This window comes from Streptomyces sp. NBC_01166, from assembly GCF_045039765.1.
Classification (GTDB): domain Bacteria; phylum Actinomycetota; class Actinomycetes; order Streptomycetales; family Streptomycetaceae; genus Streptomyces.
Window position 1 is genome coordinate 4268671 of sequence record NZ_CP108613.1, and the last position, 12533, is coordinate 4281203.

Annotated in this window: 9 protein-coding genes and 1 tRNA gene; 9 read left to right on the top strand and 1 reads right to left on the bottom strand. The window is 71.9% G+C overall.

Going from position 1 to position 12533, the window contains the following annotated elements; genetic code table 11:
- Nucleotides 1–46 precede the first annotated feature (46 nt).
- The 8 genes from OG379_RS19580 (at nucleotide 47) to OG379_RS19615 (ending at nucleotide 11584) form a co-directional block, all read left to right on the top strand.
- Nucleotides 47–1084, top strand: coding sequence for a ScbA/BarX family gamma-butyrolactone biosynthesis protein (locus tag OG379_RS19580; protein WP_405664483.1), 1038 nt, complete (start codon nucleotides 47–49; stop codon nucleotides 1082–1084).
- Nucleotides 1081–1794 (top strand): HAD family hydrolase, encoded by a 714-nt coding sequence (locus OG379_RS19585; RefSeq protein WP_405664485.1) that lies wholly within the window; start codon nucleotides 1081–1083, stop codon nucleotides 1792–1794. Before OG379_RS19580 ends, OG379_RS19585 begins: the two co-directional genes overlap by 4 nt.
- The gene (locus tag OG379_RS19590; protein ID WP_405664487.1) at nucleotides 1791–3437 is read left to right on the top strand and encodes an FAD-dependent monooxygenase; all 1647 of its coding nucleotides are present in this window, start codon (nucleotides 1791–1793) and stop codon (nucleotides 3435–3437) included. The genes OG379_RS19585 and OG379_RS19590 overlap by 4 nt, the downstream gene beginning before the upstream one ends.
- A complete protein-coding gene (locus OG379_RS19595) occupies nucleotides 3406–5664 on the top strand; it encodes an MMPL family transporter (protein ID WP_405664489.1) in 2259 nt (752 codons plus the stop codon). Before OG379_RS19590 ends, OG379_RS19595 begins: the two co-directional genes overlap by 32 nt.
- Complete coding sequence (locus OG379_RS19600; protein WP_405664491.1) at nucleotides 5661–6737, top strand: NAD-dependent epimerase/dehydratase family protein; 1077 nt, start codon at nucleotides 5661–5663, stop codon at nucleotides 6735–6737. Before OG379_RS19595 ends, OG379_RS19600 begins: the two co-directional genes overlap by 4 nt.
- On the top strand, nucleotides 6734–7864 hold the full coding sequence (locus OG379_RS19605; RefSeq protein ID WP_405664493.1) for an alpha/beta hydrolase: 1131 nt from the start codon (nucleotides 6734–6736) through the stop codon (nucleotides 7862–7864). The genes OG379_RS19600 and OG379_RS19605 overlap by 4 nt, the downstream gene beginning before the upstream one ends.
- Nucleotides 7865–8045: 181 nt before the next feature.
- Nucleotides 8046–10286, top strand: coding sequence for an MMPL family transporter (locus OG379_RS19610; protein WP_405664495.1), 2241 nt, complete (start codon nucleotides 8046–8048; stop codon nucleotides 10284–10286).
- Nucleotides 10286–11584 (top strand): metallophosphoesterase, encoded by a 1299-nt coding sequence (locus OG379_RS19615; protein WP_405664497.1) that lies wholly within the window; start codon nucleotides 10286–10288, stop codon nucleotides 11582–11584. Before OG379_RS19610 ends, OG379_RS19615 begins: the two co-directional genes overlap by 1 nt.
- A gap of 65 nt (nucleotides 11585–11649) precedes the next feature.
- Here OG379_RS19615 and OG379_RS19620 read toward each other — a convergent pair.
- A tRNA-Ala gene (locus OG379_RS19620) sits at nucleotides 11650–11722 on the bottom strand.
- 171 nt (nucleotides 11723–11893) lie between these two features.
- Here OG379_RS19620 and OG379_RS19625 point away from each other — a divergent pair.
- Nucleotides 11894–12442: a helix-turn-helix domain-containing protein gene (locus OG379_RS19625; RefSeq protein ID WP_393763625.1), complete on the top strand. Its 549-nt coding sequence runs from the start codon at nucleotides 11894–11896 to the stop codon at nucleotides 12440–12442.
- The last annotated feature ends 91 nt before the right edge of the window (nucleotides 12443–12533 follow it).

Consider the following 12533-nt stretch of genomic DNA (forward strand, 5'->3'; position numbering starts at 1 on the left):
ACCCCGAACGAGACATCACGCAGACAGGTCCAGGAGGACTCCAGGCATGGCACTGCCCGTCAGCCGCTCGTCAGCACCCGAACCCGCTCCCGTCGGCGCCCCTGCGCCCGTGCCCCTCAGCTTCGACTCCACCCTCCCCCGCTCGGTGGTCCATCGGGCCGCCGTGGCGGAGGTCTTCGTCACGGACTCGGTGGAGACCGGGACCTCCGCTCCCGGCGACGCCACCCGTACCTTCGACGTCGCCGCCCAGCTGCCGCGCGGCCACCTCGTCGGCGAGCATCCGGCCGCGTACGACTTCCTCCTGCTCGTCGAGGTCCTGCGGCAGTCCGGGGTGTGTGTCGCGCACCGCCACCTCGATGTGGCGATAGACAGCGCGTTCATCTTCAGCGCGCTGAATTTCGACGTGCTCTCCCTGGAGGCGCTGCGCATAGGCGCCCGGCCGGCCCAGACCGTGCTGCACCTGTCCGTGCGGCCGGAGACGAACCGCGGCGGCCGCATTCTGGGCTTCGACTTCGACATCGTCGTGGATCTCGACGGCACACCCACGCTCCGGGCGTCGGGCGGTCTGACGTTCGTCAGCCGCCGGGCGTACGGGATGCTCCGGGCCCAGGGCCTGGGCAAGGCGCGGGCGGCATCCGCCGCGCGCGCCCACCGGCCCGCTCCCGCCGCTCCCACGACCGTAGGCCGCAGGGACATCCGGAACGTGGTGCTGACCGAGCCCGCCGTCGGTGTCGGCGGTGACGCCTCCGCGTTCCTGGTCGTCGACACCGCCCACCCGCACCTGTTCGACCACCAGCTGGACCATGTGCCCGGGAACCTCCAGCTGGAGGCCGCCCGGCAGCTCGCCGTGGCCTCGGTCGCACGACTGCACGGGCTGTCGCCCGTGGACCTGGTCGTGACGTCCGTGCGCGCCCGCTTCACCGACTTCGCCGAGCTCGGTCTCAGTACCCCGGTGACCGCCCATGTCGACGGCGTCCAGCACGCGGAGTCACTGGGCACCCTGACCGTCCCCGTCGAGGTGCGCCTCGGCCAGGGCGGCTCCTCGGTGAGCGAGGTCAATGTGGAGGTGGCCCAGTGGGCGTGACCCACGAGACCCGGGCGGACGCGGCCGCGTTCGCCGGCGCTCCCGCCGTCACGACGCTGGTCTGCGACTACGGGGGTGTCCTGACGAACCCGCTCGCCGAGACCTACGCGGTCTTCTCCGACAGCACCGGAATCCCGGTCGAGGATCTCCAGGCGGCCTTCGGCCGGTCCACCCGACGGTACGGGGTGAGTCCCATGGCGGAGCTGGAGACCGGCGCCATCGCCGAGGACGAACTCGTGCGCCGCGTGCTGTCCGAGCTGGACACGGATCCCGGAGACGTGCTCCGGGGCCGCCCGTTCGGCGAGGTCTGGTTCCGAGGCAGGCGCTCCAACGAGGAACTCACCGCATTCCTCCGCACCGTCCGGGCGGCCGGCCACCGGGTCGGGCTGCTCACCAACAACGTCCGGGAGTGGGAGCCGCGCTGGCGCGCGACGCTCCCCGTCGCCGAGCTGTTCGACATCGTCGTCGACTCCTCCCGGGAGGGCGTGCGCAAGCCCGACCCCGAGATCTACCGGCGGCTCGTCGCCCGGCTCGGCGCCGACCCGGAAACCGTGCTCCTCCTGGACGACCTGGAGGAGAACTGCGCCGCCGCCCGGGCGCAGGGAATGCACGCGATCCGCTTCGACACGACGGACCAGGCCGTCCGGGACGTGGGCCGTCTGATGCGCCTGCCCGCTCTTGTCGACGAACCTTCCGGAGGTAACTCATGACCCGTTCGCCCACCCCTCAGGTGCTGATCGTCGGAGCCGGACCGACCGGTCTCACCGCGGCCTGCACCCTGCTGCGGCACGGGGTCAAGGTCAGGGTCGTGGACCGCCGGCACGGACCCACCGGCGCTCCCAAGGCGCTGATCCTGTGGAGCGGAGCCCTGGAGGTACTCGACCGGCTGGAAACGGCGGTGGCGATCGGTGAGCGGTCGCTGCCTCTCAGCGGCGCTTCGTACTGGTCACGTGGCAGGAGGATCGCCGGACTCGGGTTCGGTGCGCTGAGCGGCACCCGTTTCCCCGGCCCGCTGTGCGTGCCGCAGCCCGTGACGGAGGAGCTGCTGTACGAGCGGCTGATCCAACTGGGCGGCACCGTCGAATGGTCGACGGAGGCCGAGTCGGTCACCGTGGCGGCCGAGGAGGCCACCGTCGAGCTGAAGGGCCCTGGCGGGGACCGCGGCACGGCACAGGCCCGTTGGCTGATCGCCGCCGACGGCGCGCACAGCAAGGTGCGGGAAGGTCTCGGCATCCCCTTCGAAGGCAGCACGTACGCCCGTGACTTCCTCCTCGGTGACGGGTTGCTGGAGGCCGAAGGCCCCACCCGGCTGCCCGCCGCCGAGGCGCAGTACCACCTCACGCCCGACGGTGTGCTGGTCGTGGTCGCGCTTCCGGAGGGCGGCCACCGGGTCTTCTTCGACCTGCCGGCCGGCAGCGGCGAGGGCCCCCCGGACGACGCCGAGCTCCAGAGGCTGCTCGACGCCCGCGGTCCCGGGGGCTGGACCCTGACCAGCACCGCGTGGACCAGCAGGTTCCGGGTGCACACCAAGGTCGCCGCGGCCTTCAGGTCGGGTCCGGTCTTCCTCGCGGGTGACGCCGCGCACTGCCACAGCCCGGCAGGCGGCCAGGGTCTCAACACCGGGGTCCAGGACGGCTACGACCTGGGCTGGAAGCTCGCGGCGGTCTGCGCGGGCGCGCAACCGGGCCTGCTCGACAGCTACGAGGCCGAGCGACGGCCCAGCGCGGTCCGGGCCGTGGGCAACGCCGACCGGCAGACGAAGCTCTGGCTGCTGCGCTCGACGGTCTCCCGCTTCCTCCGGGACACCCTGCTCCGCAGGCTCTCGGCCAGTGGAGCGCTGGAGAAGCGTCTCGTGCCCGAACTCGCGCAGGTAGACCTGGACCTGACCGCCAGTCCGATCGTCTCGGGAACCCCCTCGGACGGCGTCCGGCCGGGCCGCCGGGTCCCCGACACCGCGCTGTCCATGGTGTACGGACGGGAAGCGGACAGCCTCCACGGCTACGTGGCCTCCGGCCGGCACACCGTCGTCGTGCTCGGCGTCTCCGGCACCGACACCGCCGCGGTGCGGGCGGCCGAGACGGCGGCGAGGCGTCACGCCGGCACGGCGAGCAGCAACGTCGACGTACTGCTGATCCGGCCGACCGACCGCGGCGACACCTTCTCCGTGCCCAGCGCGCTGCCCGCCCACGACGTCGCCGCCGGCCGGTACGGCACCACCACCCAGGCCCTGTACGTCCGCCCCGACGGCGTCGTCGGAGCCCGGGTGCCCCTCGACCATCCGGGCCGCATCGCCGAGCTGCTCGCCAGGATCCCGGTCGGCGGTGAGCAGGGCCGTGTCCCGTACGTCTCCTGAGACCCGCTCGGCGGGCCGGCGCCTCGGCCCCTGGTTCGTCCTCCTGTTCACCCTCCTCTTCGCGGCGAACTCCGTCGTCATCGGTGCGGACGTCGGCGACCGGCTGCTGGGCGGTGGCACGGACGACCCGTCCTCCACCTCCTCGCGCGCCGGTGCGCTGCTGGAGAAGCACTTCCCGTCGAGCGCCCCCGATCTGGTGCTGCTGGTCCGCGGTGAGGACGGTGCGGGCGTCGACAGCGAACAGGTGGCCGCCCAGGGCGCCCGGCTGGCCGAACGCCTCGCCTTCGAGCCCCGGGTCTCCGGCGTGGTCTCCTACTGGCAGACCGGCTCGGAGCGTCTGCGGTCCGCCGACCGTTCCGAGGCGCTGATCCTCGCGCACCTCGAAGGCGACGACGACACGGCCGCCAGAACCTACGACCGGCTGGCCCCGCGCTACCGGGGCAGCCCGCCGGACGCGAACGCGCTGGACGTCTCGCTGGGCGGCAGCGTCGCCGTGCAGGGAGAGATCGAGACGACCATCGCGGACGACCTGCTCACGGCCGAACTCATCGCGCTGCCGCTGACGCTGATCATCCTGGTGCTCGTCTTCGGCGGTGCCGTCGCGGCACTGCTGCCGCTCGGCGTCGGGATACTCGCCATCCTCGGCACCAATGCCGTGCTGCGTCTGCTGACCTCGGTCACCGAGGTCTCCGTCTTCGCACAGAACCTCACCACCGCGCTCGGCCTGGGCCTGGCCATCGACTACGCGCTGCTCATCGTGCGGCGGTTCCGCGAGGAACTGCACCGGGGGGCCGACCCGCACACCGCGGTCCGTACGACGCTGCGCACGGCGGGCCGCGCGGTCCTCTTCTCCGCCCTGACCGTCGCGGTCTCGCTGGCCGCGATGCTGGTCTTCCCGCTGTACTTCCTGCGCTCCTTCGCCTACGCGGGCCTCAGCGTCGTCCTGCTGGCCGCCGCGGCGTCCCTCATCGTGCTGCCGGCGGTGCTGCTCCTGCTGGGACACCGGGTGGATGCCTTCCGCCTGCGCAGGAAGCCACCGCCGGTCCGGCACAGGGGCGGCCTCGTCGAACGTGTGGTGCGCCGCCCGCTCCGGTACGCCGTCACCGTCACCGCCCTCCTCGTGGCCGCCGGAGTCCCCTTCCTCCAGGTCGAGTTCGGGACGGCCGACGACCGGCAGCTGCCCGCGTCCTCGGAATCCCGCCTGGTCCAGGAGGCGATACGGCACGACTTCACCGCCAGCACGACCGGCGGGGTGGAGATCCTCGTCCGGGACGCGGAAGGACTCGGCCGGTACGCGGCGGAGATCTCCCGGCTTCCGCACGCCGCCGAGGTGGACACCCCGCTCGGCACCTACCGCGACGGCCGCAAGGAGGACGCCGCCACTCCCGCCGACGCCTCCCGCGCGGCCGACGGCCTGGCGCACCTGTCGGTGGTCCCGGAGAAGGGCGTGGAGGACGTGTCGCCGGAGAGCCGGCGCCTCGTCGAGGGCGTACGGGCCGCCTCGTCCGGTTTCGAGCACCTCGCACCGCTCGCGGGCGGCCGGGCCGCTGTCCTGGAGGACAGCAAGCAGGCCATAGCCGACGGGCTGCCCGCCGCCGGACTGCTCATCGTGGGCACCTCCCTCCTGCTGGTCTTCCTCCTCACCGGGAGCCTGCTGGTACCGCTCCTCTCCGTGGCGTCGGGCGCACTCAGCCTCACCGCCATGTTCGGGCTGGTGGTGTGGGTCTTCCAGGACGGCAATCTGTCCGGACTCCTCGGGTTCACGCCGACCGGGACCATCGAGGCGACCCTGCCGGTGCTGATGTTCTGCATCGCGTTCGGCCTCTCCATGGACTACGGCGTCTTCCTCCTGTCCCGCATGAAGGAGGAGTACGACCGCACCGGCGACTCCCGGCTGGCCATCGTCACCGGCGCACGCCGTACGAGCGGTGTCATCACAGCGGCCGCGCTGATCATCGCCGTGGTCTTCGTCGCCATCGGCACCTCCCAGATCACCAACAGCAAGATGCTCGGCCTGGGCGCCGCCCTCGCCGTTCTCGTGGACGCCACCGTGGTCCGGGGGCTTCTCGTCCCGGCGGTCATGCGGCTCGGCGGCCGGGCCACCTGGTGGGCACCCGCCCCGCTGGCGCGCTTCCAGCAGCGCTTCGGCCTGCGCGAGGAACCCGCCGTTCCCCCGGGCCCGGCCCACGAGACACCCACGGAACCCGTACTGGAGACAGCGAAATGAACACGCCCGGATCCGGCCCCCGGCGCGGCCGTGTGATGGTGACCGGTGCGACCGGTCTCCTCGGAACCGCCGTCGTCAGCCAACTCCTCGGTGAGGGACGGGAGGTGACGGCTCTGGTCCGGGACACCGGGAAGGCCGCCCGCCAGTTCCGTCCCCACCCGAAACTGACCGTCGTCACGGCCGACATCCTGAAGCCCGAGACCTACCGCGGGGCACTGCCCGGCGTTGCCGCGGTGATCCACACCGCCGCGTACTTCCGCGAGTACTACCTCCCCGACGCCGACCTCCCCCGGCTCTTCGCCACCAACGTCGACGCCGTCACCACGCTCCTGCGGGAAGCAGTCGCCGCGGGGGTGCCCACCGTCGTCCAGACGAGCTCCGTCAACACCCTCGGCGCCGGAACGGCGGAGGAGCCCGCGGACGAGTCCGCCGGCCCGCCCCCGGACTGGGAGCGCAACGCGTACCGCGCCAGCAAGGTCCGTGCCGAGGCCGCTGTCCGGGCCTTCGCGCAGGACCCCGAGTACGCGGGGCGGATCCGGGTTCCCATCGTCCTTCCCGGCTGGATGTGGGGCCCGGCCGACGCGGGCCCCACATCCGCGGGCCGGCTCTTCCTCGCCGTCGCCCGGCGCGGCATCAAAGCCGTGCCCCGGGCGGGCAACCACGTCGTGGACGCCCGCGATGTGGCGTACGCCCTGGTCAGGGCGGCCGACCAGGGCGAGCACCTGCGGCGCTACATCGTCGCGGGCCGGTGGCGGTCCCTGTCGGGGACCTGCGCGGCGGTCGCCCACGCGACGGGAGTGCCGGCCCCCAGGGAGGTTCCGGCCCGGGCGGCGATCGCGTTCGCGACCGTCCTGGAGACCAAGGCGAAACTACGCGGCACCCCGCCCGTCGCCACCCGTGAGGGCGTACGTGCCCTGCTCGACGGTGACCGGACCCGTATCACCTCCGCCCGGGCCCAGCAGGAGCTCGGCGTCACCTTCCGCCCGCTGGCCCGGACCCTCGCGGACACCGCGGCCTGGTACCACCGCGCGGGTCTGCTCGACCACGTCGTCCCGGAGGAGAGTGCCGCGTGATTTCCGTCAGGACCAACCGGCTGCGGACCGTTCTGCTCGGTGCGGCGGCGGCGCTGCTGGCCGTCACCCCGGTGTACTGGACGAACGCCGTCGCGACATCGCCGGAGGCGCCGGCGAACCGCACCGACGCGGTGAGTGCCCCGGAGCGGAAGGCGTGGAAGCTCGACAAGGGCATATCCGATGTTCCCGTCAGCTTCACCGTCCGGAACATCAACCGGACGAAGGCCTCCTGCCCGGTCGACGGCCGCACGTACACCGTCCGCGGACACCTCACCGCTCCCACCCGTCTGCTGGAGGGCGAGGGAGCGGACAAGGCCGTCACCCTCTACCAGCACGGCATCGCCGCGGGCGAGTGGTACTGGCGGGTCGAGGCCGACGGCTACCACCACGCGGAAGAGCTGGCCGCACGGGGCCACGCCTCGCTGACCATCGACCGCATCGGTTACGACAGCAGTGACACCCTCGACGGCCTGGCCACCTGTATCGGGGGGCAGGCCGACATCACGCACCAGATCGTCCAGCAGCTCCGCAAGGGGACCTACCGGAGCGGGGGCGCGAAGGGAAGCGGCAAGGAGGCCACCGCATTCGGCAAGGTCTTCCTCGCCGGTCAGTCCAACGGCGGCCAGATAGCGCAGATCGCCGCCTACTCCTTCCGCGACATCGACGGCCTCGTCCTCATGGACTGGACGGACCGCGGACTCACCCCGCAGGCCAACGCACGCTTCTTCTCCTCCCTCCAGACCTGCCTCCGAGGCGGGACCAAGGGGTACGTCTACTACGACCTGGGACCCGCCGAATTCAGGTCAGGCAACTTCCACGACACGGATCCGGCCGTCCTCGACCTGGCTGTGCCGCACCAGAACCGCCACCCCTGCGGCGACATGGTCTCCCAGCTCGGCGCGGTCCTCGTCGACCTGCGCGAGCTGAAGACCATCACCGTGCCCGTCCTCTTCATGTACGGCGAGAAGGACGCGCGCGTGGAGGGCGGCGAGGAGCACCGCGCGCTCTTCACCGGCGCCGAGGACACCCAGCTGATCGACATCCCGGAAGCCGGCCACTACATGGGCATGGCCCGCCAGGCCCCGCTGGTCCACGACACCCTCGCCGAGTGGCTCGACCGGCGCTGAACCGGCTCGAGATCCCGCACGCAAGGGGGCCCACCCGTGCCTCGCGCGGCCTCGCCCCGCCGCCGCACGCCCCGCCGGACTTCAGCGAATCTTCCAGCGAGTGGTCAGCGGCGGCGGTCATCGTCGACCGTGCGGAGCCGTCCTGCCTTCCTCCCACCCCGAAACCCAGGGAGCTCACCCCATGTCAGCCACACCGTCCCCGCTCCACCGGCTCGGCGCCTTCGCCGCGGCCCGGCGGCGCACCGTCCTGATCGCCGGTGCGGTCCTCTTCCTGCTCGCCGCGGCATTCGGCGCGGGGGCGCAGGCCGCCCTGTCGTTGTCGCGCTTCGAGGCGCCCGGCTCCCAGTCGGACACCGCGGAGCAGATCCTTCACGAGGAGTTCAAGGACGGCTCCCCGAACTACGTCCTCCTGGTCACCGCCAAGGACGGCGGGACGGTCGACGACCCCGAGGTGGCCGCCGAGGGCCGGAAGCTGACCGAGGACCTGGCCGGACGCGAGGGCGTCGACACGGCCGGCTCCTACTGGTCGCGCGGTGAGAACAGCGCGCTGGTCAGCGAGGACCGCTCGCAGGCACTCGTGGTGGCCTGGCTCCGGGGAACGGCCACCGAGGTCCGCACCGACCTGGCCACCATCACCCCTGACTTCACCAAGGACACCGAGCTCCTCACCGTGCGCCCCGGCGGCCAGGACGAGGTGTTCCGGCAGGTCGGCGAGGAGACCCGGCGGGACTTCCTGCGCGCGGAGGCCGTCGTCGTCCCCGCCGTGCTCCTGCTGCTCCTGTGGGTCTACCGGCGCTGGTCCGCGGCGGGACTGACGCTCGGCGTCGGCTTCTTCTCCGTACTGGCCACGCTCGCGATGCTGCGCGGGGTCACCGCGTTCACCGAGGTATCGACCTTCGCCGCCAACCTGGCACTCGTCCTCGGCCTCGGACTCGGCCTGGACTACAGCCTGTTCGTCATCTCCCGATTCCGTGAGGAGATGGCCGCCACTCCGGGGGCCACCGACGCGGACCGCCACGCGGCGGTCGTCCGTACGGTAGCCAGCGCCGGCCGGACCGTCCTGTTCAGCGGCTTCACCGTCGCCGCCTCGCTGGCGGCACTGTTCCTCTTCCCCTTCCCGTTCCTCCAGTCCTTCGCATGGGCCGGCATCGCGGTGGTCGGGTCCGCGGCGTTCGGTGCGGTCGTCCTGCTGCCGGCCGCGCTGGCGGCGGTCGGCCGGCGCACCCTGCGGCCGGGCAGGGCCGAACCCGCCGTGGAGTCCGGCCGCTGGTACCGCAACACCTTGAAGGTCATGCGCAGGCCGCTCCTCTACGGCCTTCCCGTACTGATCGCCCTGCTCGCCCTGGGCGCGCCCTTCCTCGGCGCCCGGTTCGGCCTGCCCGACGAGCGCGTGCTTCCCGCGAGCGCGTCCAGCCGCGTCGTGCAGGAGGAGATCCGCACCGGCTTCGCGGCCGAGGAGACCGACGCGCTGCAGATCGTCACCACCGGCGAGGCGACGGGGAACCCGTCCTCCGGCTCGGACTATCCGGAACGGCTGTCGCAGGTCCCCGGCGTCTTCCAGGTGGACACCGGGAGCGGCACGTACCGCGACGGCGACCGGGCGGGCGCGACGTCCGATCCCGGCCGCTTCGAAGCCGGTGAGCACACCCGTCTGACGGTCGTCCCCGACCAGGAGGCGCTGGCCGGCGACATGGCGCAGTTCGTGGAGCGGGTACGCGCGGTGGAAGCCCCTTACTCCGAAGTGCACGTGGGCGGGTTCCCCGCCGCCATGACGGACTTCCGCGGAGAGCTTCTCGACCGCCTGCCGTACGTCGTCGCCCTGATCCTGTTGGTCACCTTCGTCATCCTCTTCCTGATGACGGGCAGTCTGCTCATTCCGGCCAAGGCCACGATCGCCAACATCCTCAGCCTCAGCGTGATGTTCGGCGTGCTGGTCTGGGTCTTCCAGGACGGCAACCTCTCCGGTCTCCTCGGCTTCACCGCGAGCGGCCGTATGGAGCCGAGCATCCCCATCCTGATGTTCTGCATCGCCTACGGGCTGTCCATGGACTACGAGGTCTTCATCATGGCCAGGATCAAGGAGGCGTACGACCGGACCGGGGACAACACGAGCGCGGTCGCCGAAGGCATCCAGCGCAGCGCCCCGCTCGTCACCTCGGCCGCCGCGATCCTCGCCCTCACCTTCGCCGCCTACGCCACCGGGGGCGTGGTCTTCCTGAAGGAGCTGGGCATCGGCATGGCGCTGGCCGTCCTCGTCGACGCCCTGCTGATCCGCACCCTCCTCGTCCCGGCCTTCATGGGACTGGCTGGCAAGGCCAACTGGTGGGCACCGGCCCCGCTGCGCCGTCTGCACGCCCGGTACGGAATCAGTGAGGCGCCCGCCGCCGAGACTCCCCACCAGGACCTGGTCGAGGCGAAGTAATGCTCGCACCCCTGGTGAACCTGCTCATCGTCGTGGCCTCCGCGCTCATCCACCGGTGGCTGTGGGTCCGGCTGGTGCGCGACACCACCCGGCCGGGCGGCACGGCCCGCCGGGTGGGGACCGTCGCGATCGTCGTCTCGGCGGCGCTCGCGGCCGCCCCGCGCATCCTCGTCCCGGCCCTCGGCCCGGACACGGGAAGGCCGCTGGCCTGGACCGGGTACGTCTGGCTGGGTGTGCTGCTGTACCTGATGCTCGCTCTGCTGATGATGGAGATCCCGCGTGCGGTCGTCGGGATCCGGGCCCGCGCACGGGGACGGATCGGCCCGGCGCCCGCTGTCGCGGAGCCCGCGCGGGTGCCGGTGGCGAGCGTTCCCCGCGGCGCGGAGAAGGAAGCCCTCGCGGGTGCCGGCCGGGCACCCGCGGGCGCGGGCGGCGCCCCGGAGACGGGGAGCACCGGACCCGCACGTCCGGACCGGCGCCTCTTCCTCAGCCGCGCGGGCGCACTCACCGCGGGCGCCGTAGCCGCCACCACCACCGGGTTCGGCATGCGTACGGCGCTCGGCGACCCGGTGGTCAAGCGGGTGCCCATCCGCATCGCCGGCCTGGCCCGGCCGCTCTCCGGGCTGCGGATCGCGGTCGTCAGCGATCTGCACCTCGGTCCGCTCCTCGGGCGCTCCCACACCGAGCGGATCGTCCGGATGATCAACGGTCTGGAGGCCGACGTCGTGACCGTCGTCGGCGACCTGGCGGACGGAAAACCCTCCGAACTCGCTCCGGCTGCCCGACCGTTGCGTCATCTGGAATCCACGCACGGCGCGTTCTTCGTGACGGGCAACCACGAGTACATGTTCGACGGGGCAGAGGCCTGGGTCGAGGAACTGCACGATCTCGGGGTCACCACGCTCCTCAACGAACGGAGGGAGATCCGCCACCACGGGGCCGTGCTCGATCTGGCCGGTGTGGAGGACCTGTCCGCTGCCGAGCACGGGAGCGGGCCCGACTACGCACGGGCTCTCGGCGGGCGGGACACCAGCCGGCCGGTCGTACTCATGGCGCATCAGCCCGTGATGATCGAGGAGGCGGCCCGGCACGGGGTCGACCTCCAGCTCTCGGGCCACACCCACGGCGGCCAGATGTTCCCTCTCACGGAACTGACCAAGCTCGCCAACCCCGTCGTCTCCGGCCTCGGAAAGGTCGACGACACCCAGCTGTACGTCACCAACGGCGCCGGATTCTTCGGCCCGCCGGTACGGGTCGGTGCCGAGCCCGAGATCACGGTGATCGAACTGCGCGCCTGAAGGCCGCCCGACCCGAAAAAATGCCCCCTGATCTGCGCCTAAGGCGATCAGGGGGCATCGGGTTGTGGAGCCTAGGAGATTCGAACTCCTGACATCTGCCTTGCAAAGGCAGCGCTCTACCAACTGAGCTAAGGCCCCGAAATGCCGGACACCACGGAACAAAACCACGCCGCGACGTCCGTCGCAGAACAGAGTACCGGGTGACCCCCCGAATCCTGCAAAAGGATTGGGGCTCCCGGCCCGCAACGGCTCTCCGTAAGATGCACGACGAGGTTCGCAGCAGCGAAGCCGCAGCGAAGGGGAGACGCAATGGACGCAGCGCAGCAAGAGGCGACGGCTAGAGCCCGGGAGCTCCAGCGCAGCTGGTACGGAGAGCCGCTGGGGGCGCTCTTCCGCAGGCTGATCGACGACCTCGGCCTCAATCAGGCACGCCTCGCGGCGGTGCTCGGGCTGTCCGCCCCCATGCTCTCCCAGCTGATGAGCGGGCAGCGGGCCAAGATCGGCAATCCCGCGGTCGTCCAGCGGGTCCAGGCACTTCAGGAGCTCGCCAGCCAGGTGGCGGACGGCAGCGTCAGCGCGGGAGAGGCCACCGACCGGATGGAAGAGATCAAGAAGTCGCAGGGCGGCTCGGTCCTGACCAACACCGGCCAGACCTCCACCACGGGCGGTGCCCCCACCGTGCGGCGTGTGGTCCGTGAGATCCAGTCGCTGCTGCGGTCGGTCGCCGCGGCCGGCGACATCATCGATGCGGCGGACTCCCTCGCCCCGGCCCACCCCGAGCTGGCAGAGTTCCTCAGGGTGTACGGAGCGGGACGCACCGCGGACGCGGTCGCGCACTACGAAGGCCACCAGGGCTAGGGCCCGGGGCCGCCCTCGGGGTGGCCGACCGTGGCAGTATCCCGACAGCCGGGGCACGAACCGAAACGGGAACGGGAGCGGGCGCAGCGCA

What these genes read in the sequence shown, in the direction of transcription:
- OG379_RS19600 (WP_405664491.1), top strand. Translation starts at nt 5,661, where the DNA reads ATGAACACGCCCGGATCCGGCCCCCGGCGCGGCCGTGTGATGGTGACC.
- OG379_RS19625 (WP_393763625.1), top strand. Translation starts at nt 11,894, where the DNA reads ATGGACGCAGCGCAGCAAGAGGCGACGGCTAGAGCCCGGGAGCTCCAG.
- OG379_RS19580 (WP_405664483.1), top strand. Translation starts at nt 47, where the DNA reads ATGGCACTGCCCGTCAGCCGCTCGTCAGCACCCGAACCCGCTCCCGTC.
- OG379_RS19590 (WP_405664487.1), top strand. Translation starts at nt 1,791, where the DNA reads ATGACCCGTTCGCCCACCCCTCAGGTGCTGATCGTCGGAGCCGGACCG.
- OG379_RS19615 (WP_405664497.1), top strand. Translation starts at nt 10,286, where the DNA reads ATGCTCGCACCCCTGGTGAACCTGCTCATCGTCGTGGCCTCCGCGCTC.
- OG379_RS19610 (WP_405664495.1), top strand. Translation starts at nt 8,046, where the DNA reads ATGTCAGCCACACCGTCCCCGCTCCACCGGCTCGGCGCCTTCGCCGCG.